The organism is Pseudomonas sp. Cab53 (genome assembly GCF_018325965.1).
GTDB classification, from domain to species: domain Bacteria; phylum Pseudomonadota; class Gammaproteobacteria; order Pseudomonadales; family Pseudomonadaceae; genus Aquipseudomonas; species Aquipseudomonas chlororaphis_E.
The window spans coordinates 1,575,738-1,598,501 of the sequence record NZ_AP021902.1 but is presented as its reverse complement, the minus strand read 5'-3'; the positions used below and the strand labels follow the sequence as shown (position 1 = coordinate 1,598,501).

Sequence of the window (22,764 nt, the reverse complement as noted above, 5' to 3'; positions counted from 1 at the left end):
TTCAAGTCTCTTTGCAGCAAAAATTAAAGAAGTACGTCCAGGCGGAAGTAGATCGGCGCTTCGCGCTCGGTCAGGGGATCCGGCCGTTCCAGGGAATGGGCGAAGGTGACGCTGGCGGTCAGGTGCTCGCCGCGGGCAAACAGCTCCGCCGAGTTGCTCGACATGCGCCCGTGCTGATCGCCGTTGTAGCGGTCATCGCGGATCACGCCCTGGTCGTAGCCAAGGCTGGCGCCGTATTCGGCGAACACCGGGCGCAGCCAGGCCTGGGAGATCGGCCGGCTCCAACGCAGGTCGTTGCGCCAGTAGCCACCGCTGTCGCCGGACAGCGACTGATCCTTGTAGCCGCGAATCGACGACTGCCCGCCCAGGCTTATGCGCTGCGGGCTGAACAGCACGTCCTCGCTGCGCTGACCGGTCATCAGGCTGCTGAAACTGAACGACTCGTTCCACAGCTTGAAGGGCAGCAGGTAACTGGCGGTGGCGGTGTACTTGCGATAGCGGGCGTCGGCCTGGCCGGGGCCCGGGCTGTTGTTGTCCTGGGCATCGAACGCGCCAATGCCTTGCTGCATGCCCAGGTCCAGGTTGATAAAGGCGCTGCCGACCCGCCGGCCATGGTTGATGCCGAACTGTGCTTCGCTCAGGCGATTGCTGCTGACCGCCAGCTTGCTGTCTTCGATGAAGTTATTGCTGCGCAGGTAAGCCAGGCCAGTGTTCAGGGAGGTCTTGCTCAGGGCATCACGGTGGATCACTCGCTCAACGCGCAGCTGGTGGTTCTGGCTGTCGCCGGTCTGTTTGAAGTTGAAACCGTTCGCCGCGATCTGCGAGCGGTACTCGCTCTGGCTGTAGGTGTAGCTGACGTTCCACCAGCCAAATGGCAGGTTGTAATAGAGCATGGCGTTGTTGGAGGTGTGCTGATGGTCGGTCATCGCGTCGTGACCGCCGCGCAACATCAACTGGTCGGCCAGGCCCAGCGGGCTGTCCCATTCAAAGCTAGAGCCCCACTGTTGCTCACCGGTGCTGCGCTGGCCGTCGTTGCTGCGCGACAGGCCGGCACGCCAGGGCTTTCGCGGGTCATTGGTGACGCGCACTTCACTGCCGCCAACGTTCTGGCCGGGGGTCAGCTCCATTTTTGCCTGGTTCGACGGCAGGCGATTGAGCTGGTCCACCATCTGTTCGATCTCTCGAAGGTTGACCAGGTCGCCGGCCTTGCCGGGAAACGCCATCGCCAGCTCACGATCCGACAGTTGGCTGTTCTCGGCGCCTTCAAGGCCTTCGAGTCGCCCTTCCACCACCAGCACGCTCAAGTGCCCACCCGACAGATCCTGCTGCGGCAGGTAGGCACGGCTGGTGACCAGGCCTTTTTCGATGTAACGGTCGGTGATGACCTTGAGCAACTCGTTGAGCTGGGTCACCCCCAGGCACTGGCCGATGTAAGGTTTGAGCAGGCGCTCGCGCTCACTGGCGGAGAGACTGTCGGCGCCCTTGAGTTCGATGGTCTTGATGGGGAAACAACGGGCATCGACCGGCGCCGTCGGCTGGGCCGGCTTCGCTTCCTGGCCCGGCAAGTCCTTGAGCTCCTCCAGGCGACGCTGCTGCTCTTCGAGCAGGCGATTCTGGCGCTCACGGATCAGGTCGGTTTCACCGGGTGTCGGGGCGGCACGGGCGTCGGTCAGCGGAGAAAGGCACAGCAGAGCCAGGCACAACCTCGCCCAATGGGCGGGTGAGGACATGTTCGATCCCTCGAGCAAAAATGACATCAAAATAGTGGCGCGATATTAGAGAGCCATCATTTTGGCGTCAATTAACCAATGCCCGAAAAATGAAAGTTTCATGGAACGTTGGTCGGAAACCCGGTGACGTCGGATTGAACTCTTTCAAGGTGAACTTTCAGGCCCAAACCAGCCTCAACCCCTTACCCGCCCAACAAGGAATACGAGGCCCGCCCCATGAAAACCTTCCTGAAATTCACCCTGGCCACCACCCTCGCCTGCGCCCTGCCCGCCTGGGCCTGCACGCCCGAGGAAGCCACCGCCAAACGCGAGCAACTGGCCCAGGAAGTGACCAGGCTCACTCAGCAGAATCCGGCCAAGGCCAAGGAAATCAACGATGAACTGCAGGCCATGGATCTGAAGACCGCCAGCAAGGATTTGCCGGACAAGTGCCAGTTGATCGACAAGCGTTTGCAAGAGTTGAAAGAGGCGCAGCAGAAGGCGGGTTGATTGCCCCAACCGGAGTGCCACAGGTCTTTGTGGCGAGGGAGCTTGCTCCCGCTGAGCCGGCAGGCGAATGCTCCCGTGCGAAACATCCCAAACGTGGGATCAACCCCTTGAGTCAGGTGAACAGGCAGCCTGATGGGGCCGCTGCGCAGCCCAGCGGGAGCAAGCTCCCTCGCCACGGTTCCTGTGCCAGGCAAAAAAAAAAACCGGACTCAAGGTCCGGTTTTTTTGCAACGCTACAGCCCCCTCACTCCGCCGCCGGTGCCTCTGGCTTGCGACGCTTGAGCGGGGCCATGCCGTCCTTGCTGACCAGCGAAGGCGCGTCGGCTTTCGGGCGGTTGGCGGTCTTGCGCTTGGTCGGGGACTTGGCGGCGGCTTTCTTCTTGTCGCCCTTGCCGTCGACCTTTTTCTTCTTCACGCCAACGGCCTTGCCCGACGCCTTGACCTTTTTCGGCCCGCTGTAGGTGCCCTTGACTTCCTTGATGGTGCGGCGCTCGAAGCTCTGCTTGAGGTAGCGTTCGATGCTCGACATCAGGTTCCAGTCGCCGTGGCAGATCAGCGAGATCGCCAGGCCGTCATTGCCGGCGCGGCCGGTACGGCCGATGCGGTGCACGTATTCATCGCCGCTGCGAGGCATGTCGAAGTTGATGACCATGTCCAGGCCGTCCACGTCCAGGCCGCGGGCGGCAACGTCGGTGGCGACGAGGATTTTCACGCCGCCCTGCTTGAGGCGGTCGATGGCCAGCTTGCGGTCCTTCTGGTCTTTCTCGCCGTGCAGGACGAAAGCCTTGTATTCCTGCGCCACCAGGCGACCGTAGATGCGGTCGGCCATGGCGCGGGTGTTGGTGAACACAATGGCCTTTTCGTAGGTTTCGTTGGCCAGCAACCAGTTCACGATCTGCTCTTTGTGCTGGTTGTGGTCCGCCGTGATGATCTGCTGGCGGGTCGTGGAGTTCAGTTGGCTGACCGCGTTGAGCTGCAAGTGCTCAGGGTTGTTCAGCACCTTGGCGACCATCTCGCGCAGGCCCGAACCACCGGTGGTGGCGGAGAACAGCATGGTCTGCTGGCGATTGGCGCACTCGTCCACCAGGCGCTGCACGTCTTCGGCAAAGCCCATGTCCAGCATGCGGTCGGCTTCGTCCAATACCAGCACTTCGACCTCCTTGAGGTCCAGGTTGCCGGCGTTCAACTGTTCGATCATCCGCCCTGGGGTGCCGATCAGGATGTCCGGCACCTTGCGCAGCATGGCGGCCTGGACCTTGAAGTCTTCACCGCCGGTGATCAGGCCGGACTTGATGAAGGTGAACTGCGAGAAACGCTCCACTTCCTTCAAGGTCTGCTGGGCCAGTTCACGGGTCGGCAGCAGGATCAGGGTCTTGATGCTGACGCGGACCTTGGCCGGACCGATCAGGCGGTTGAGAATCGGCAGCACGAACGCGGCGGTCTTGCCACTGCCGGTTTGCGCCGTCACCCGCAGGTCACGCCCTTGGAGCGCGAGCGGAATGGCCGCTGCCTGCACGGGCGTTGGCTCGACAAATTTAAGCTCGGCCACGGCTTTGAGCAGGCGTTCGTGCAGGGCGAATTCGGAAAACACGGGTGCTACCTCGAAGAAATGCAAAAAAACAGCTGCATAGGGTAACGGTTTCGAGCGCGAAGGCCGAGTTTCTTTATGCAAACGCCGACAATATGCGATTTTTTCCGGCCTCCGCGCGCCCTAACGGTCACCTGGGCCGGCTTAAATGCTCTAATCGCGCCATCGCGTCTTATAGAGAAGAACCGTTTCGTCCATGGATATCAAACAACTCTGGGTCCACCTTCAAGACCTCTGGGGTGCCCTAGACCAGCACCCACTCCTGCACTCCGGCCTCGGCCTGATGTTGCTGCTGGTGATTGCGCTGGTGCTCGGGCGCGTGGCGCGCTACCTGATCCTGCACGCCGCCAAGCTGCTGGGGCGCCAACCGGCCCTGCACTGGATCAATGACCTGCGCCAGAACAAGGTCTTCCATCGCCTGGCGCAGACAACGCCGTCGCTGATCATCCAGTTCGGCCTGCACCTGGTGCCGGAACTGAGCAAGGCCAGCCTGGTGTTCCTAGGCAATGTCGCCACGGCCTTCACCATCCTATTCATGGTGCTGGCCCTCAGTGCGCTGCTCAGTGCCCTGCTGGATGTCTACGCGCGCACCGAGCACGCGCGCACCCGCTCGATCAAAGGCTACGTGCAACTGACCAAGATGGTGCTGTATGTGTTTGCCGCGATCATCATCGTCGCCACCCTGATCGACCGCTCGCCGCTGTTGCTGCTGTCCGGCCTGGGTGCGATGTCGGCGGTGATCCTGCTGGTCTACAAGGACACCTTGCTGTCGTTCGTCGCCAGCGTGCAGTTGACCAGCAACGACATGTTGCGGGTCGGCGACTGGATCGAGATGCCCCAGGTCGGGGCGGACGGCGACGTGGTGGACATCACTTTGCACACGGTCAAGGTGCAGAACTTCGACAAGACCATCGTCTCGATCCCGACCTGGCGCCTGATGTCCGAGTCGTTCAAGAACTGGCGTGGCATGCAGCAATCCGGCGGCCGACGCATCAAGCGCAGCCTGTTCATCGACGCCAGCGGCGTGCGTTTTCTGCATGACGAGGAAGAACAGCGCCTGACCCAGGTGCGGCTGCTGACGGATTACATCAGCCGCAAGCAAGCTGAGCTCAAGGCCTGGAACGAAGCCCAGGGCAACGTCGCGGCAATGTCGGCGAACCGTCGACGCATGACCAACCTGGGGACCTTCCGCGCCTATGCCCTCGCCTACCTGAAAAGCCACGCCGAGATCCAGCCGAACATGACTTGCATGGTCCGCCAGTTGCAGACCACGGCCCAGGGCATCCCCCTGGAAATCTACTGTTTCACCCGCACCACGGTGTGGGCCGACTATGAGCGGATCCAGGGGGATATCTTCGATTACCTGCTGGCGGTGATGCCGGAGTTCGGCCTGAACCTGTACCAACAGCCCAGCGGCACGGACCTGCGCTCAGGCCTGCTGCCGGCGGTGTTGGGGGCGAGCCACCTGCCGGAGCCGCAGAAGCAGGTGGTCTAAAGCCAACCACCACCCCCCTGTGGGAGCGAGCTTGCTCGCGATAGCGGTGTGTCAGAAACATAGATGCTGACTGATGATCGGCTATCGCGAGCTAGCTCGCTCCTACAGTGTTCAGGGTGAAGGCTGAGGCTGGCGTACCCCCAACCGGCTGATCCACACCGCCGCCAATATCACTGACCCGCCCAGCAGCAAGCGGCCCAGTGCCTCGTGCTGGTTCCAGATCAGCAGGTTCAGCAGCAACCCTACCGGCACATGCAGGTTGTTCATCACCGCCAGCGTGCCGCCGTTGACCAGGCACGCGCCCTTGTTCCACCAGTACAGCCCCAGCGCGGTGGACACCAGGCCGAGAAACAGCAGCACGCCCCATTGCAGCGGTGCCTCGGGCCAGAAGTCGGCCTTGCCGAACAGCAGGAACGCCGGCAACGCCACCGCCAGCGCACCGAGGTAGAAATAGCCGAAACGCCGGTAGTGCGGCAGGTCGCTGGGGTGGCGGGCCACCAGGTGCTTGTACAGCACCTGCCCGGCCGCGTAAGTGAAGTTGGCCAGTTGCAGGAGCAAAAAGCCCATGAAGAAATCCGGATTGATCCGGTCATAGCGAATCACCGCCGCACCGGCCACGGCCACCAGTGCCGCGATCAACGCCCAGGGGTTGAAGCGGCGGTTCAGTGCGTCTTCGATCAGGGTGACGTGCAGCGGGGTCAGGATGGTAAAGAGCAACACTTCTGGCACCGTCAACACCCGGAAGCTCAGGTACAGGCAGACGTAGGTCACACCGAACTGCAAGGCACCGATCAGCAACATGCCGCGCATGAACGACGGCTCGACCTGGCGCCAGCGCGTCAATGGAATGAACACCAGCCCCGCCAGCACGACCCGCACCAGCACCGCGAAATAGCTGTCGACGTGCCCGGCCAGGTACTCGCCGATCAGGCTGAAGGAAAACGCCTGGATCAGCGTCACAAAAAGTAGATAGCCCATAAGCCCCTCGTTTCGAATGGCGGCGAAGATAGCGGTTTTACGCGGTGGGGGCGAGTTTGCTGGCGATGGCGGCGGTGCATTCACAGATCCAGCCCAGCGCACACAAGATCCGTAAGCACCGCACTTCCCTGTGGGAGCGGGCTTGCCCGCGAAAGCGGCGTGTCAGCCAACAAATTTGTCACTGATGAGCCGCCTTCGCGGGCAAGCCTGCTCCCACAAAGGGTTTTGTGTGAGTGAAATCGCAGGCAAAAAAAAGCCCGATCTCGCCAGGGCGTTCAATCGGGCTGATGCACTCAGGAGCAATAAGTGCAAAGGGAGGTTCGATGCGCAAAACGGTTTGAAGGGAAGCGCCAGGTCACTAGACCACCTGGCGATTACCCGAGGATTAACGGATCAGGCGACCTGGGAGAGCTTGGCATTGGCCTGGTTCAGGCCCTTCTCCTGGAAGTCGCCGCCCAGGTTCATGCCCTCGGCATGGATGAAGGTCACGTCGTGGATCCCGATGAAGCCCATGACCTGGCGCAGGTACGGTTCCTGATGGTCAGTGCTGCCGCCGGCATGGATACCGCCACGGGCGGTCAGCACGAAGGCGCGTTTGCCGGTCAGCAGGCCTTGCGGGCCGGTGGGGGTGTATTTGAAGGTCACGCCGGCACGCAGTACGTGGTCGAGCCAGGCCTTCAAGGTGCTTGGAATCGCGAAGTTGTACATCGGCGCCGCCATCACCAGCACATCGGCGGCCAACAGTTCCTCCGTCAACTGATCGGAACGTTCCAGCGAGGCATTTTCGCTGTCGTTGCGTTGCTCGGCAGGCTTCATCCAGCCACCCAGCAGGTTGGCGTCAAGGTGCGGCACCGGGTTGACGGCCAGGTCACGGACCTTGATCTCATCGGCCGGGTGCGCGGCTTTCCACTGGTTGATGAACGTCTGGGTCAGTTGACGGGAAACCGAGTCTTGCTGGCGGGCGCTGCTTTCGATGATCAGGACGCGTGACATGGGTTGTAGGCTCCATCTGAAAATGTTGTCAGTCGATGGAGTGAAGATTAAACATGAGCATATCGATGAAAAAGCGCAAATAACTGCTGTAAAGCATCGATAAATTCGTTTATAAGCGGAGCAAGCACTCGGCGCTTGCCCCGCTATGCCGTTATTTCGGTTGGCAGGTCAGCACGATGCGCAGCTTGATGATGTTGCGGTTGAACTTGGCCGTGGCGTTCTTGAACTTGCCGGCGGCGACTTCGAGCTTGCGGGTGCGTGGCGCTTCGGGGCCGTTGCGAAAGACCACCGTGCACGCCGCGTCCGTGTTGCCGTAGTTGTTGACCTGGATGGAGCCGATGTCGGCATCGGTGTCGTAGGCGTTGTAGTCGATGCTCAGGCCGTTGAGGTGTTTTTCCACATCGATCGGGTACGCAAACGCGGTCAGCGGCAGCAAGGCCAGCACCGCACAACAGATTTTTTTCATTCGGCAGTCTCCACCCAGGGACCGCCAGCTTAGGACAAGAGGAGCTCAATATGAAAGCGCCCCGCGTGACCCTTGATCAATGGCGAACGTTGCAGGCCGTGGTGGACCACGGCGGTTTCGCCCAGGCCGCCGAAGTGTTGCATCGCTCCCAGTCATCGGTCAGCTACACCGTGGCCCGCATGCAGGACCAGCTCGGCGTGCCGCTGCTGCGGATCGACGGGCGCAAGGCCGTGTTGACCGAGGCCGGCGGTGTGTTGCTGCGGCGCTCCCGGCAACTGGTGAAACAGGCCAGCCAGTTGGAAGACCTGGCCCACCACATGGAACAAGGCTGGGAAGCGGAAGTGCGCCTGGTGGTCGACGCGGCCTACCCCTCGGCCCGCCTGGTGCGCGCGTTGACGGCGTTCATGCCGCAAAGCCGTGGCTGCCGGGTCCGGCTGCGCGAAGAGGTGCTGTCGGGGTGGAGGAAGTGTTGCTCGAAGGCGTGGCCGATCTGGCGATCAGCAGTTTCAATATTCCTGGCTACCTCGGCGCGGAGTTGAGCGATGTAGAGTTCGTCGCAGTGGCGCACCCTGAACATGCCCTGCACCGGCTCAATCGCGAACTGAGCTTCCAGGACCTGGAAAGCCAGCTGCAAGTGGTGATCCGCGACTCCGGGCGCCAGCAACCCCGGGACGTGGGCTGGCTCGGCGCCGAGCAACGCTGGACCGTCGGCAGCCTCGCCACCGCCGCCACGTTCGTCAGCAGCGGCCTGGGCTTCGCCTGGCTGCCCCGGCACATGATCGAGCGAGAACTCAAGGAAGGCACGCTCAAACGACTACCCTTGGATCAGGGTGGCAGCCGTAACCCGAGTTTCTACCTGTATTCAAACAAGGAAAAACCCCTGGGCCCGGCAACGCAGATCCTCGTCGAACTGCTGCGCACCTTCGACACCGCGCCGCTGGATGCGCCGTTCGCCGCCCCTGAACAAGCCTGACAGGAGTCATCGATGGCCTACTTCGAACATGAAGGTTGTCACCTGCACTACGAGGAATACGGCCACGGTGCGCCCTTGCTGCTGGTCCACGGCCTGGGTTCCAGCACTCGGGACTGGGAACAGCAGATCCCGGCGCTGTCCGCTCACTATCGATTGATCGTCATGGACGTGCGCGGCCACGGCCGCTCCGACAAGCCTCGCGAGCGCTACAGCATCGAGGGTTTCAGCGCCGACCTGATCGCCCTGATCGAACACCTCGACCTCGGCCCGGTGCACCTGGTGGGCTGGTCCATGGGCGGGATGATCGCCTTTCAGCTGGCCGTGGACGAACCTGCGCGGGTCAGGAGCCTGTGCATCGTCAACAGCGCCCCCGAAGTCAAGGTCCGCACGCCCGACGACTGCTGGCAATGGTTCAAGCGCTGGAGCCTGATGCGCCTCCTCAGCCTGGAAACCATCGGCAAGGCCCTGGGCGCCAAGTTGTTTCCCAAGCCCGGGCAGATCGAGTTACGCCTGGAAATGGCCCGACGCTGGGCAAAGAACGACAAACGTGCTTATCTCGCCAGCTTCGACGCGATCGTGGGTTGGGGCGTCCAGGAACGACTGTCGCAGATCACCTGTCCAACGCTCGTCATCTGCGCCGACCATGACTACACCCCTGTGGCGCTCAAAGAAGCCTATGTGAAGCGGCTGCCGAATGCGCAACTGGCGGTCATCGCCGATTCACGGCACGCTACCCCGCTGGATCAACCCGAACGCTTCAACCAAACCCTGTTGCACTTCTTGAGCGCAACCGACTCCACCACTCAGGATCACTGACCCCATGCTGAAAAAAATCGCCCTCGCCGCCGGTACCGTATTGTTCGCCGCCAACCTGATGGCCGCGCCTGCGCCTCACGTGCTGCTGGAGACCACCAATGGCCAGATCGAAATCGAACTGGACCCGGTCAAGGCCCCTATCAGTACCAAGAACTTTCTCGAGTACGTGGACAGCGGTTTCTACAACAACACGATTTTCCACCGCGTGATCCCCGGCTTCATGGCCCAGGGCGGCGGTTTCACCCAACAGATGCAACAGAAGGACACCAAGGCACCGATCAAGAACGAAGCCAGCAATGGCCTGCATAACGTTCGCGGCACCTTGTCGATGGCCCGCACTTCCGATCCGAACTCGGCCACCAGCCAGTTCTTCATCAACGTGGCCGACAATGCCTTCCTCGACCCGGGCCGTGACGCCGGTTACGCGGTGTTCGCCAAAGTGGTCAAGGGCATGGACGTGGTGGACATCATCGTCAACTCCCAGACCACCACCAAGCAAGGCATGCAGAACGTGCCAATCGACCCTGTGATCATCAAGTCGGCCAAGCGCATCGACTGAGGCACACGGCAAGCCTGAGCGGCGAGGCCAATCGCGCGCCGCTCACAGCAAAAGGAGAGCCCCTGCCAGGGCATTGACCGATGGTTTATCGCCGTTTCGAACAACTGATCGACATCTTCCGCGACGCCCCCACTTCGGCACCGCCGAACCGCGTCCTACCCTTCTACACCTATTACCTGAAACAGGTCTGGCCGAGCTTCGCCGTGCTGCTGGTGGTGGGCCTGATCGGCGCACTGATCGAAGTGGCGTTGTTCAGCTACCTGAGCCGCATCATCGACCTGGCCCAGGGCACGCCCAATGTGGACTTCTTCAAGATCCACGGCCTGGAGCTGGCCTGGATGGCCGTGGTGGCGCTGGTCTTTCGCCCCATTTTCGTGGCCCTGCATGACCTGCTGGTGCACCAGACCCTGAGCCCCGGCATGACCAGCCTGATCCGCTGGCAGAACCACAGCTATGTGCTCAAACAGAGCCTGAATTTCTTCCAGAACGATTTTGCCGGGCGCATCGCCCAGCGCATCATGCAGACCGGCAACTCCCTACGCGACTCGGCGGTGCAGGCCGTGGATGCGCTGTGGCACGTGCTGATCTACGCCATCAGCTCGCTGGTGCTGTTCGCCGAGGCCGACTGGCGCCTGATGATCCCGCTGTTGCTCTGGATCGCCGCCTACATCGGCGCCCTGTGCTACTTCGTGCCGCGGGTCAAGGAGCGCTCGGTGGTGTCGTCCGATGCCCGCTCCAAGCTCATGGGCCGGATCGTCGACGGTTACACCAACATCACCACCCTGAAGCTGTTCGCCCACACCAACTTCGAACAGCAATACGCCCGCGAGGCGATCCAGGAACAGACCGAAAAAGCCCAGCTGGCCGGCCGTGTGGTGACCAGCATGGACGTGGTCATTACCAGCATGAACGGCCTGCTGATCGTCGGCACCACGGGCCTGGCGCTGTGGCTGTGGACCCAATCGCTGATCAGCGTCGGCGCGATTGCCCTGGCGACCGGGCTGGTGATTCGCATCGTCAACATGTCCGGCTGGATCATGTGGGTGGTCAACGGCATCTTCGAAAACATCGGCATAGTCCAGGATGGCCTACAGACCATCGCCCAGCCGGTCAGCGTCACCGACCGCGACCAGGCCAAGCCCCTGGCGGTGGCCCGGGGCGAGGTGCGCTTCGAACATGTGGACTTCCACTACGGCAAGAAAAGCGGGGTGATCGGCGACCTCAACCTGACCATCAAGCCCGGTGAGAAGATCGGCCTGATCGGTCCGTCCGGCGCCGGTAAGTCCACCTTGGTCAACCTGCTGCTGCGTCTCTATGACGTGCAGGGCGGGCGCATTCTCATCGACGGCCAGGACATTGCCGAAGTGAGCCAGGAAAGCCTGCGCTCGCGCATCGGCATGATCACCCAGGACACCTCGCTGCTGCACCGTTCGATTCGCGAGAACCTGCTCTACGGCAAGCCCGACGCCACCGACGCGCAGCTCTGGGAAGCCGTGCACAAGGCCCGCGCCGATGAGTTCATCCCGCTGCTGTCGGACGCCGAGGGGCGCACCGGCTTCGATGCCCACGTGGGTGAGCGCGGCGTAAAACTCTCCGGCGGCCAGCGCCAGCGCATCGCTATCGCGCGGGTGCTGCTCAAGGACGCGCCGATCCTGATCATGGACGAAGCAACGTCAGCCCTGGACTCGGAAGTCGAAGCGGCGATCCAGGAAAGCCTCGAGACCCTGATGCAAGGCAAGACGGTGATCGCCATCGCCCACCGCCTCTCCACCATCGCCCGGATGGACCGGTTGGTGGTCCTGGAGCATGGCCGCATCGCCGAAACCGGCAGCCACGCCGAACTGCTGGCGCACGGCGGGTTGTATGCGCGGTTGTGGCAGCATCAGACGGGTGGGTTTGTGGGGATCGACTAGGACCTGACTCAATCGTACCTGTGGCGAGGGGATTCATCCCCGCTGGGCTGCGAAGCAGCCCTAAAACCTGGCACCTCGGTATATCAGGCTGATTGAGTTGGACTCTTTTGGGGCTGCTCCGCAGCCCAGCGGGGATAAATCCCCTCGCCACAGAGGGCCGTGCCAGCCAGTGAGTTCAGCACTGTCGATACGGCAGTGCAGTCCTGGCCTCCTCGGCGTAGGCCAAAACCCCTTCCTGCTCGCGCGCCAGGAAGTCCGCCACCGCGGCCTTCAACCCCGGATGGCGCAAGTAATGCCACGACCGGGTGATCACCGGCTCGAACCCACGTATCAATTTGTGCTCGCCCTGGGCACCGGCATCGAAGCGTTGCAAGCCGTGGGCAATCGCATAATCCATCCCCTGGTAAAAACAGGTCTCGAAGTGCAAGCGATCGTATTCCGCCAGGCAACCCCAGTAACGCCCATAGAAGCTGTCACCGCCCACCAGGCTGAAGGCCATCGCCACCGGCCGTGAGCCTTGCTTGGCCAGCACCACGCGAATGGCCTCGGGCATGCGCTCGGCCAGCAGGCTGAAGAACGCCCGCGTCAGGTACGGCGCCTGCCGACGCACCGCGTAGGTGTTGGCGTAACAGGCGTAGACGAAATCCCACTGCGCCTCGTCCAGTTGATGGCCATCGAGCCATTCGAACTCGATGCCCTGCCCCGCCACCTGCTCGCGCTCCTTGCGCATCTGCTTGCGCTTGCGGGAACTGAGCGCGTCGAGAAAGTCCTGGAAGTCCCGGTAACCGCGATTCTGCCAATGGTACTGGCAGCCAATCCGCTGCAACCAACCCTCCTGCCCGGCCAGCGCGGTATCGGTGAAGTCATCGGTAAAGTTGATGTGGGCGCTGGACAGCCCCTCGACCTCCAGATACCCAGGCACGCTGCCCAACAACGCCAGCCCATCCTCTCCCCGCGCCGCCAGCAGACGCGGACCGCTGACCGGGCTGAACGGCACCGCCGTCAGCAGCTTGGGGTAATAGTCGATACCGGCCCGGGCACACGCATCGGCCCAGCCGTGGTCGAACACGTACTCACCGTAGGAATGCCACTTGCGGTAACTGGGCAAGGCGGCCAGCAGACGACCGTCTTCGACGAGCAGCAAATGCTCGGGCTGCCAACCGGATTGCGGGCCGAGGCTGGCACTGTCTTCCAGGGAGCTCAGGAAGGCGTGGCGCAGGAACGGTTGATGGTCGGGCACCATCGCGTCCCATTCCTGGGACGCGATGGTGGAGAGAGTGTCCAGTACGTGAAGCGGCATGCGGGTCCTCGATAGCCGGACGATGGATGGAGCGAGTATCGCCTATCTGGACCCGGTGAGACGAGGAGCAAAGTAGTTTTTGAGTTCATGGCCGATGGGCGTGAATTCCCATTGCTACTCCATTCGATCAATCACCGTCAGGCTGATAACCTAAGTGCCGCTTCCTTACGTTTGGCTCACGCGGCCTTGCAGCTCTGACTTCCTTAATTTGGACTTCTAGGTTCGCCCGAACTCTACCTTTATTCGCAAGAGCTCTGATTGCCATTCTAGAATCGTAATCCTCGGCGACTCTCTTGATTGTCGCAGCGCCCTCCCTAGTGATACCGATTTTCCCTTCGTTTTTTTTGGCGTACTCGTGAGCCGTAGTGGCTAATATCGCATCATCTTTCAATGTCTCGAAATCCAAAGCATTGCGCTGCCCTGCTTTCTCCGCATCATCCCAAAACAAAAGCGCTCGTTTTCTCAAACGAGAAATATGTTTCTTTTCAATCGGATACAACGTTGTCGGATGAGACTTCGAATTTCTAGAAAGTATCTTCGGCAATTTTTCATAACCAGGCGTAGCGGTGGTGACCCTTGGAGATCCAATCGTGTTCCTGAAACCTCTCAGCAACCATCCCCACGGACTATGCCCCGTTGGATCCACGCTATTTATCGGATCCCCCACGCAATAGATATACGCATTCAAGCCCCCCTTGCCAAACGGGCTCAAGTTGTCCGGACTGTGAAATCGCATCAACAACGGATTGAAGACTCTGTAGCCGTTGCCCAACAAATACCAACCGGTTTGTGTCTCACGTCGTTCGCCGTTGTAGCCCAGATGACAGTTCACCGAGGCGCTCTGCGTAAGATGGCCGTACGCCGAATAAGCGATGCTTTTGACAGCACCCTGGCTGATCTCACTCAACACGCTGTTCTTGTCATCGCCCGCCAACAGCATGACCTCTGAACCACTGCCGGTCCGGTGCTCGGCAAGTACGACACCCTCGGCGCGGATGAAAGTGCTGTTGATGTTCCCGTTGGTTTCATTCGCCAATTCATCGCTTCGGTAGAAACGTTGCTCTCTACCGGCGGAGGTCGTTCGACCAATCAAGTTGTCCAGCGCGTCATAGTGAAAGCCGTCAGTCGTTTCGTTGCGTGAAACCCCGGAGTCGCCGAGAGAGCCATTGGACCCAGGCTGTCCTACTTTATCTGAACCCGCCATGTCGTTCTCCGCATCTGCCATTGCGCCTGAACGAAGTAAGCACGTTTTCCGGAAACCGTGAAACTGTCAGGGTTTACAGGTGCATGCCCGTACAGTGCCCCCGGAAAAAAGGCCAAAAAAAACCCCGCCAGAGGCGGGGTTCAAAGGAGCTTAACGGATGAAGCGAGAGCGGTGTAGCGGTACGTGGCTTAGAACACGTACTGGGCGCGCATGACAAAACCATCGCCGTCGTCGTCACCGTTGACGTTGGTGACTTTGTCGGTCTTGGCCTTGATGTAGGCGGCGGAGATTTTCACCGCTTCGTTGGCGTACCAGTTCACGCCCAGGTTGTGCACCTTGGCTTCGGCATCGCCGACGTCGCGGGTGGCGCTGGCGGTGGTGATGTTGTCGTCTTCGACGGTCATGCTGTCGTAGCGATAGAACACTTCCCAGGCGCCGATGGATTTGTTCTGAGGCTTGATGGCGTCGAACTTGCCCACTTTATAGCCGCGCGATTCACCGGTGAGGGTGTAGGCGCCCTGAACGTAGAAGCCATGGCCCTTGAGGTCTTCGAAGCCGTCGGCATCAGCCTTGGTCTTGCGGGTGATGTACTCACCCTGGATCGACGCAGGCCCCATGGCGAAGGCGGCTTCCAGGCCGAACGCGGTGTCGCGGTCGTAGGAACCGGCCGGCGAGTTGTTGGCACCGCCCAGTACCGGACGGTTACCGTTAGGGCCGGCATCGTTGCCGCCGAGGGTTTCTACGCCACGCATGCCCAGGCGAGAGCGATAACGTGCATCGAACACGGTGTCGGAGACATCGCGCGAGGCCACGTTCACACCGAAGTGCAACACGTTGCCAGCCTCGTGCATCGGGGCGAACACGAAGCGGCCGTTGACTTGCTTGACGCTGTCGCCGTCGGTGTCGTCGGTGTCCTTGCTGAACACACCGGCCGATGCATAGAACGAATCGGCGAAGGTGCTGGACGCTTGCAGGCCCAGGCCGTTCTGGTGGCTGTTGGCCCAGTCGATCAGGTCGTAAGCAGCGTTACGCTCAGGCGCGGTGACCCACTTGGAGCTGGTGGCTTTTTCCAGGCCGAAGTCGGGGTCGAAACGACCGACCTTGATCGACACTGGTTTGAAACCGTTATAGGCCAGGGACGCTTCGTCGAAGTAGCCGTTGTCCGAGTCGCCGCTGTTGTGGGACATGTCGTAGTTGATGGTGTAGGCCCAGTCCGTGTACAGCACGCCGGACAGTTCCAGGAATGCGCGACGGATGTAAGCGGCATCGGCAGATTTGCCGTTGTCGGTGTAGATCCCGTCGAACTGGCTGTAGTCAGCCTGCAAACGACCGCCGAGCTTGAAGCTGAACTCTTTGTCAGTGGTAGCGACCTCAAGGCCGCCCTTGGTCTTGACCACGATATCGGCGCCATCGGTGGTGACGGTGCCGGCGAAAGCCTGGGCGGTTACTGCCATTGCCAGTGCGCTGGCGGCAAAACCTGCGAAGTGCTTACGGATCATCGAAGAATTCCCCTAGTTGGTAGTCTATGCGTTAGAAAACACGCGGAACTGGGCCCGCTGGTGTTGGGAGGGGATCTTGGCGGCAGGTTGTGTCAGGCGAGTTGCTATCACATAAAGATTTTATTACAGCGGAACTTTTTACTTCGAAAGGGAATAACCAGAGGCGACGCAGCCCCCTGTGGGAGCGGGCTCGCTCGCGAAAGCGGTGTGCCAGTCGACATGGATATCGAATGTGCCACCGTATTCGCGAGCAAGCCCGCTCCCACAAATTGCGCGGTTGGCGGATTTTAGTGGCTGGATCGACGACGTTCGGCCGCAAGTTTTTCGGCGAGGTGGTCGAGATCGGGCACCGGCGGTTCAGGGAGTTTTCTCAGGGTCGCCTGCATCAGGCGCATCTGGCGGATGAAACGCCGACAGTTGGGGCAGAACATCAGGTGATGGCGCACCATCAGGCGCTCGCGAAAGCTCAGTTGCCCATCGAGGTAATCGCTGGAGCGCGCCACTTGTTCCTTGCAGGTCAGCATTCGCCGGTTTCCTCGAAATGTTCCACGGTCGCGAAGACCTTTAGCCGGGCGCGATGCAACAGCACACGAACGTTGGAGAGCGAGATGTCGAGAAGATTACAGATTTCTTCCAGCTCCAGGCCCTGACGCTCACGCAGGGTCAGCACACTGCCCTGCAGGTCCGACAGGCTGAGCAAGGTGTGCTCCAGGCAATCGCGCAACTCGCTTTCCGTGAGCAGGGCTTCGGGGGTGTCCTGGTGCCAGGCGAACGGTGCCAGCAACCAATGCCCGTCGGCGGCGAAGCGTTCGTCGCCCAGGGTGCCGTGGGGCGCCGGCAGATCGTCGAGCAGCACTTCCCGCCGGTTCTGCTTGTAGCGGCCCTTGGCGGCATTGGCGGTGATGGTCAACAGCCAGGTCTTGAGGCTGGAACGCCCCTGGAAACCGCTGAGATTGCGCACCACCGACAACCAGGCGTCCTGCACCACTTCGTCGGCGTGGCGGTTGCCGACGATGGCATAGGCGACCGCGCGCATCGGGCCCTGGTAGGTACTGACCAGTTCCTTGTAGGCACGCTGCTCACCGGCCAGCAGGCGCTGGAGCAGTTGGGTGTCATCGCTGGCGGTCATTCAAACGCCCCAAATGCCAGGGAAACTTGATATTGCTTTTGTGGCGAGGGGATTTATCCCCGCTGGGTTGCGAAGCGACCCTAATCTCACGCATCGCGATATATCAGGATGAGTGCATCGCCTGTTTTGGGGCTGCTGCGCAGCCCAGCGGGGATAAATCCCCTCGCCACAAAATCCGCTCACCGCAACAGTGGATCAACGCTTGCGCAGAATCACACTGCCAATCGAATAGCCGGCGCCAAACGAGCTGAGAACGGCCACGGTGCCCGCCGGCAGGTCATCCTGGTACAGGTGGAAGGCAATGACCGAACCTGCCGAACTGGTGTTGGCGTAGCGGTCGAGGATGACCGGGGCTTCTTCTTCGGTGGCTTCGCGTCCCAGCAGCTTGCGCACGATCAACTGGTTCATGCTCAGGTTGGCCTGGTGCAGCCAGAAACGCTTCACCTGGCCGACGTCCAGTTGGTTCTCATCCAGGTGGGCGCCGATCAGTTCGGCCACCATCGGGCAAACGTCGCGGAACACCTTGCGGCCTTCCTGGACGAACAGTTTGTCCCGGCTGCCGACACCCTCTTCGGCGGCGCGGTTGAGGAAACCGAAGTTGTTGCGGATGTTATTGGAGAACTTGGTCAGCAGCTTGGTGCTGACCACGTCGAACTGGTGCGCCGAGGTGGCCTGGTCGGCGCGTTCGATGATCACGGCGGTGGCCGCGTCGCCGAAGATGAAGTGGCTGTCGCGGTCACGGAAGTTCAGGTGCCCGGTGCACACTTCCGGGTTGACCATCAGGATCGCCCGGGCCTGGCCCAGTTGCACGCTGTTGGCGGCGGCCTGGATGCCGAACGTTGCCGAGGAGCAGGCCACGTTCATGTCGAAGCCGAAGCCCTCGATGCCCAGCGCTTCCTGAACCTCGATGGCGATGGCCGGGTACGGCCGCTGCAGGTTGGAACAGGCGACGATCACGCCGTCGATGTCGGCAGCGGTGCGGCCGGCGCGCTCCAGGGCTTGCCTGGCGGCACCGACCGCCATTTCGCAGAGCACCGACCACTCGTCGTTGGAGCGCTCGGGCAGGCGCGGGGTCATGCGTTGCGGGTCGAGGATGCCATCCCTGTCCATGACAAAGCGGCTCTTGATACCGGAGGCCTTTTCGATGAACGCGGCATTGGATTCGGTCAGCGCCTCCACTTCGCCGCGCTCGATGGCCTCGGCGTTGTCGGCGTTGAACTGGGCGACATAGGTATTGAAGGAGTGCACCAGTTCTTCGTTGGAGATGCTGTTGGCCGGGGTGTACAGGCCGGTGCCGCTGATGACGACGTTATGCATGGGCGTGTCTCTGATCTGTTCAGGCAGAAAGCATTGGCACCGACGTACCAATACACAAAGGGACTTTTCCCATCCGGGGAAGCAGCCCTGGCAGCGCTTTATTCCGATCCGCCCGAGGGATTGAAGCTCAACAACCACGGGACCGGCATTTATAGGCGCGAAGTTTGCCATAAACCCTGGGGTTTGGCGTCACTCCCATGAGCTATGGCACATCTTCCTGTGGAAGCAGGCTTGCTCGCGAAAGCGGTGCGTCAATCGACACGAGTGCTGAATGTGCCACCGCATTCGCGGGCAAGCCCGCTCGCACAAGGGTTAGGCGCAGGTCACGTTTCCACCTGCCCCCATTGCTTGCCCAGGCGCTTGTCGGAAATCGGCACCTTGGTGCCCAACTGCTGGGCGAACAGCGACACCCGGTATTCCTCCAGCCACCAGCGGTACAACTCCAGTTGCGGGTCGCGCTTGCCTTCCTGGGCATGTTTGTCGGCACGGGCCTGGTATTGGGCCCAGAGGTTCGACAGCTCGCCGCTCCAGACTCGGTCCTTCTGCACCTGGCCGCCGAGCTTCTCGAAGCGCTGCTCGATGGCCTTGAGGTAGCGCGGCAGTTCCTTGAGCCATTGATGCGGAGTTTCGCGCACGAAGCCCGGGTACACCAGGTGGCCGAGCTGCTGCTTGATGTCGTTCAGAGCCACGGCCTGGGCCAGGTCGATCTTGCCCTTGAAGCGCTTTTGCAGGCCGTGCCAGAGCTTGAGGATGTCCAGGGTCAGCTTCGCCAGACGCTCGGCGTGCTCGGTCCACCCGCCGCGCTTGCGCTCGGCCAGGGAGGCGAGCGCGGCGCCGTCGCGGGGCAGGCTCGCCTCGCCGTCCAGCACGCAACTGTCGAGGCTCGCCAGCAGGATATCTTCGACCAGGCTGTCGATGCGCCCCAGCTCGCGATACAGCAGGCCCAACTCGGTCAGCCCCGGCAGCTTGCCGCGCAGGAACTTGGCGGACTCGGCCAGTTGTTGCATCAACAGGCGCTGCAAGGCGCGGCGGTGCTGGAACTCGGCTTCGGCCGGTGTCGGGAAGCGCCCTTCCTTGACCACGCCGCCCTCTTCCACCAGCGCCGGGTAGACCGTCATCGACAGCCCGGCGATCTTCTGTTGGGTTTTCTCGGCCACCGGCGCAAAGACTTTCGCCTCCACCGGCGCCTGGCTTTTCGCCGTTTGCGGCACCGCCAATGCGGCCTGGCTGGCCTCGGCAAAGCGCGCCGTCAGTTCGGCCAGGTCGCGGCCTTCGCCGAGGAACTTGCCCTGGCCGTCGACGATTTCCAGGTTCATGCGCAGATGACTTTCGACTTGCTGCGCCGCTTCGACCCAGGCTTCGTCGCTAACCCGCGCCCCGGTCATGCGCAGCAGTTCACGCCCTAGGGCCTGGGGCAACGAACCCTCGGCGAAGGTGATGCGTTGCAGCGCGGCCTTGACGAAGTCCGGCACTGGCACGAAATTCTTGCGCAAGGCCTTGGGCAGGTTGCGCACCAGGGCGATGCACTTGGCCTCGATCATCCCCGGCACCAGCCACTCCAAGCGCTCCGGTGGCAACATCGGCAACAGCGGCGCCGGTACGCGCAAGGTCACGCCATCGCGGGGGTGGTTGGGCTCGAAGTGGTAGCTCAACGGCAAGGTCAGGTCGCCGACGCGCAAGGTGTCCGGGTAGTACGCGGCGGTGACCTCGCTGGCCTCGCGAGCCAGTACGTCTTCTTCGCGCATGATCAGCAGTTGCGGGTCTTTCTGGCTGTTGATGCGATACCAGCTGTCGAACGTCGCGGTCTGGTGGATCTCCGCTGGCAAGCGCGCGTCGTAGAAACCGAACAGCGTTTCTTCATCCGCCAGGATGTCGCGACGACGGGCCTTGGCCTCCAGCTCGTCGAGCTGCTCCAGCAGCCTGGTATTGGCCCCCAGGCACTTGGCCCGGGACTGGATCTCGCCACGCACCAGCGCTTCGCGGATGAACAGTTCGCGGGAGACCACCGGGTCCACCGGCCCGTAGTGCACCGGCCGACGACCGACCACGATCAGCCCGAACAGGGTGATCTGCTCGTACGCCACCACCTGCCCGCGCTTCTTCTCCCAATGGGGTTCGAAATGGTTCTTCTTGATCAGGTGCCCGGCCAGCGGCTCGATCCAGTCCGGCTCGATCTTGGCGACCATGCGCGCATACAGCTTGGTGGTTTCCACCAACTCGGCGGTCATCAGCCACTGCGGGCGTTTCTTGCCCAGGCCCGATGACGGGTGGACCCAGAACCGCCGTTGACGGGCCCCCAGGTAGTCGCCGTCCTCGGTCTTCTGGCCAATCTGGCTGAGCAGCCCCGAGAGCACCGCCTTGTGCAGCTTCGGGTAATCCGCCGGTTCCTTGTTGAGGCTCAACTGCAGGTCGCGGCAGATCAGGCTCAATTGCCGATGGGCGTCGCGCCACTCGCGCAGGCGCAAGTAGTTGAGGAAGTTCTTCCGGCACCAGTTGCGTAACGGGCTGGCGGTCAGGGCCTGGCGCTGCTCTTCGAAACCGCGCCACAGGTTGACCAGCCCGGCGAAGTCCGAGTCCGTGTCCTTCCACTGGGCGTGGGCCTGGTCGGCGGCCTGCTGGCGCTCGGGCGGACGCTCGCGCGGATCCTGGACCGACATGGCGCTGGCCACGATCAGCACCTCCTGCAGGCTTCCCAGCTTCGCCGCTTCCAGCAGCATGCGACCCATGCGCGGGTCTACCGGCAGGCGGGCCAACTGGCGGCCCAACGCCGTGAGCTGGCCATTGCGGTCCACCGCCGACAACTCTTGCAGCAGGTTGAAACCGTCGCTGATGGCCTTGCCGTCCGGCGGCTCGATGAACGGGAAATCGGTGATCTCACCTAGGCGCAGGTGCAGCATCTGCAGGATCACCGCCGCCAGGTTGGTGCGCAGGATCTCGGGGTCGGTGAATTCCGGCCGGCCGAGGAAATCCTCCTCGCTGTACAACCGCACACAGATCCCCGGCTCGACCCGCCCGCAGCGCCCTTTGCGCTGGTTGGCGCTGGCCTGGGAAATGGCTTCGATGGGCAGGCGCTGGACCTTGGCCCGGTAGCTGTAGCGGCTGATACGCGCGGTGCCGCTGTCGATGACGTAGCGGATGCCCGGCACGGTCAGCGAGGTTTCGGCGACGTTGGTCGCCAGCACCACGCGCCGCCCCGGATGGGACTGGAAAATTCGCTGTTGTTCGGCCGGGGACAAGCGCGCATACAAAGGCAAGATCTCGGTGTGCTTGAGCTGGGCCTTGCGCAGCATTTCCGCCGCGTCACGAATCTCCCGCTCGCCTGGCAGGAACACCAGCACGTCACCGGGGCTACGGCGCTCGCTGCGTTCATGGGCGGCGATTTCATCGAGGGTGGCGAGGATCGCCTGGTCGACGGTCAGGTCGTCTTCGACCCGGTTGCCTTCTTCGTCCTGCTCCAGGGTCAGCGGCCGATACCAGGTTTCCACCGGGAAGGTGCGCCCCGAGACCTCCACGATCGGCGCATCGTCGAAGTGCTTGGAGAAGCGCTCAAGATCGATGGTCGCCGAGGTGATGATGACTTTCAGGTCCGGGCGGCGCGGCAGCAGGGTCTTGAGATAGCCCAGCAGGAAATCGATGTTCAGGCTGCGTTCGTGGGCCTCGTCGACGATGATCGTGTCGTAGCGTTCGAGGTAGCGATCGTTCTGGGTCTCGGCCAGCAGGATGCCGTCGGTCATCAGCTTGATCAGGGTGTTGGCGTCGCTCTGGTCCTCGAACCGCACCTGGTAGCCCACCAGCGCGCCCAACGGCGTCGCCAGTTCCTCGGCGACCCGGCTGGCAACGCTGCGAGCGGCGATACGGCGCGGCTGGGTGTGGCCGATCAGGCCATGCTGGCCGCGACCGATTTCCAGGCAGATCTTTGGCAACTGGGTGGTTTTGCCCGAGCCGGTTTCGCCCGCGATGATCAGAACCTGATGCTTGAGCAACGCGTCCTTGATTTCATCGCGCTTGGCCGCGATCGGCAGATTGTCGTCGTAGCGAATCACCGGCAGGCTGGCCTTGCGCGCCAGCACCTGGTCACACGATGCCTGCATGCGCGCCACCCACTGGGCCAGCTTGGCCTCGTCGGGTTTCTTGCGCAGCTCGAGCAACTGGCGCCGCAACCGGTGACGGTCGGCGAGCATGGCGTGGTCGAGGTTCTTCAGCAGCTTGTCGATAGCGGGGGCTTGGTCAGTCATCAGGTACGCAAGGATCGTCGTTTTGAGCAGGGGGCGATTGTCGCAGATTTGCGCAAGGGACGCCGACAGCAAACCGCTTT

At 61.9% G+C, this 22,764-nt stretch carries 17 protein-coding genes and 1 pseudogene; 6 read left to right on the top strand and 12 right to left on the bottom strand.

Features of this window, described 5'->3' with window-relative positions; translation table 11 throughout:
* Positions 1 to 23 precede the first annotated feature (23 nt).
* Positions 24 to 1,730, bottom strand: coding sequence for a ShlB/FhaC/HecB family hemolysin secretion/activation protein (locus tag KI241_RS07035; RefSeq protein ID WP_212803502.1), 1,707 nt, complete (start codon positions 1,728 to 1,730; stop codon positions 24 to 26).
* 216 nt (positions 1,731 to 1,946) lie between these two features.
* Here KI241_RS07035 and KI241_RS07030 point away from each other — a divergent pair, with 216 nt between their 5' ends.
* Positions 1,947 to 2,219 carry a hypothetical protein gene (locus KI241_RS07030; RefSeq protein ID WP_212803501.1) on the top strand — a complete coding sequence of 91 codons (273 nt, stop codon included), beginning with the start codon at positions 1,947 to 1,949 and terminating at the stop codon, positions 2,217 to 2,219.
* A gap of 244 nt (positions 2,220 to 2,463) precedes the next feature.
* On the opposite strand, the gene KI241_RS07025 is transcribed toward KI241_RS07030, so the two are convergent.
* A complete protein-coding gene (locus KI241_RS07025) occupies positions 2,464 to 3,810 on the bottom strand; it encodes a DEAD/DEAH box helicase (protein ID WP_042731679.1) in 1,347 nt (448 codons plus the stop codon).
* Between the two features lie 193 nt (positions 3,811 to 4,003).
* Between KI241_RS07025 and KI241_RS07020 the strand changes: the two genes are divergently transcribed.
* Positions 4,004 to 5,302, top strand: coding sequence for a mechanosensitive ion channel family protein (locus KI241_RS07020; protein WP_042731678.1), 1,299 nt, complete (start codon positions 4,004 to 4,006; stop codon positions 5,300 to 5,302).
* Between the two features lie 111 nt (positions 5,303 to 5,413).
* Here KI241_RS07020 and KI241_RS07015 read toward each other — a convergent pair whose 3' ends face one another.
* The 3 genes from KI241_RS07015 to KI241_RS07005 form a co-directional block, all read right to left on the bottom strand.
* On the bottom strand, positions 5,414 to 6,280 hold the full coding sequence (locus tag KI241_RS07015; protein ID WP_042731677.1) for a carboxylate/amino acid/amine transporter: 867 nt from the start codon (positions 6,278 to 6,280) through the stop codon (positions 5,414 to 5,416).
* A 393-nt stretch (positions 6,281 to 6,673) separates the two neighbouring features.
* A complete protein-coding gene (locus KI241_RS07010) occupies positions 6,674 to 7,273 on the bottom strand; it encodes an FMN-dependent NADH-azoreductase (RefSeq protein WP_042731676.1) in 600 nt (199 codons plus the stop codon).
* 151 nt (positions 7,274 to 7,424) lie between these two features.
* Complete coding sequence (locus KI241_RS07005; protein WP_042731675.1) at positions 7,425 to 7,739, bottom strand: hypothetical protein; 315 nt, start codon at positions 7,737 to 7,739, stop codon at positions 7,425 to 7,427.
* Positions 7,740 to 7,789: 50 nt separating this feature from the next.
* On the opposite strand from KI241_RS07005, the pseudogene KI241_RS07000 reads away from it, so the two are divergent.
* The 4 genes and pseudogenes from KI241_RS07000 (at position 7,790) to KI241_RS06985 (ending at position 12,000) form a co-directional block, all read left to right on the top strand.
* Positions 7,790 to 8,712 (top strand): annotated as a pseudogene (locus KI241_RS07000) (LysR family transcriptional regulator).
* 12 nt (positions 8,713 to 8,724) lie between these two features.
* Positions 8,725 to 9,528 (top strand): alpha/beta hydrolase, encoded by an 804-nt coding sequence (locus KI241_RS06995; protein WP_212803500.1) that lies wholly within the window; start codon positions 8,725 to 8,727, stop codon positions 9,526 to 9,528.
* 4 nt (positions 9,529 to 9,532) lie between these two features.
* On the top strand, positions 9,533 to 10,087 hold the full coding sequence (locus KI241_RS06990; protein ID WP_042731672.1) for a peptidylprolyl isomerase: 555 nt from the start codon (positions 9,533 to 9,535) through the stop codon (positions 10,085 to 10,087).
* 80 nt (positions 10,088 to 10,167) lie between these two features.
* On the top strand, positions 10,168 to 12,000 hold the full coding sequence (locus KI241_RS06985) for an ABC transporter ATP-binding protein (RefSeq protein WP_212803499.1): 1,833 nt from the start codon (positions 10,168 to 10,170) through the stop codon (positions 11,998 to 12,000).
* A gap of 175 nt (positions 12,001 to 12,175) precedes the next feature.
* Here the strand turns inward: KI241_RS06985 and KI241_RS06980 are convergent, their stop codons facing one another.
* From KI241_RS06980 to hrpA, 7 genes are all read right to left on the bottom strand, one after another.
* The gene (locus KI241_RS06980) at positions 12,176 to 13,300 is read right to left on the bottom strand and encodes a GNAT family N-acetyltransferase (protein ID WP_042730836.1); all 1,125 of its coding nucleotides are present in this window, start codon (positions 13,298 to 13,300) and stop codon (positions 12,176 to 12,178) included.
* A gap of 127 nt (positions 13,301 to 13,427) precedes the next feature.
* Positions 13,428 to 14,504: an RHS repeat-associated core domain-containing protein gene (locus KI241_RS06975; protein WP_237614165.1), complete on the bottom strand. Its 1,077-nt coding sequence runs from the start codon at positions 14,502 to 14,504 to the stop codon at positions 13,428 to 13,430.
* A gap of 188 nt (positions 14,505 to 14,692) precedes the next feature.
* The gene (locus KI241_RS06970) at positions 14,693 to 16,003 is read right to left on the bottom strand and encodes an OprO/OprP family phosphate-selective porin (RefSeq protein WP_042730834.1); all 1,311 of its coding nucleotides are present in this window, start codon (positions 16,001 to 16,003) and stop codon (positions 14,693 to 14,695) included.
* Positions 16,004 to 16,290: 287 nt separating this feature from the next.
* Entirely contained in the window at positions 16,291 to 16,527 is a 237-nt protein-coding gene (locus tag KI241_RS06965; protein ID WP_042730833.1) for a zf-HC2 domain-containing protein, read from the bottom strand.
* Entirely contained in the window at positions 16,521 to 17,132 is a 612-nt protein-coding gene (locus tag KI241_RS06960; RefSeq protein ID WP_042730832.1) for an RNA polymerase sigma factor, read from the bottom strand. The genes KI241_RS06965 and KI241_RS06960 overlap by 7 nt, the downstream gene beginning before the upstream one ends.
* Before the next feature lie 195 nt (positions 17,133 to 17,327).
* A complete protein-coding gene (locus KI241_RS06955; protein WP_212803498.1) occupies positions 17,328 to 18,449 on the bottom strand; it encodes a beta-ketoacyl-ACP synthase III in 1,122 nt (373 codons plus the stop codon).
* A gap of 323 nt (positions 18,450 to 18,772) precedes the next feature.
* Entirely contained in the window at positions 18,773 to 22,684 is a 3,912-nt protein-coding gene (gene hrpA / locus KI241_RS06950) for an ATP-dependent RNA helicase HrpA (protein ID WP_123579496.1), read from the bottom strand.
* Positions 22,685 to 22,764: the final 80 nt, after the last annotated feature.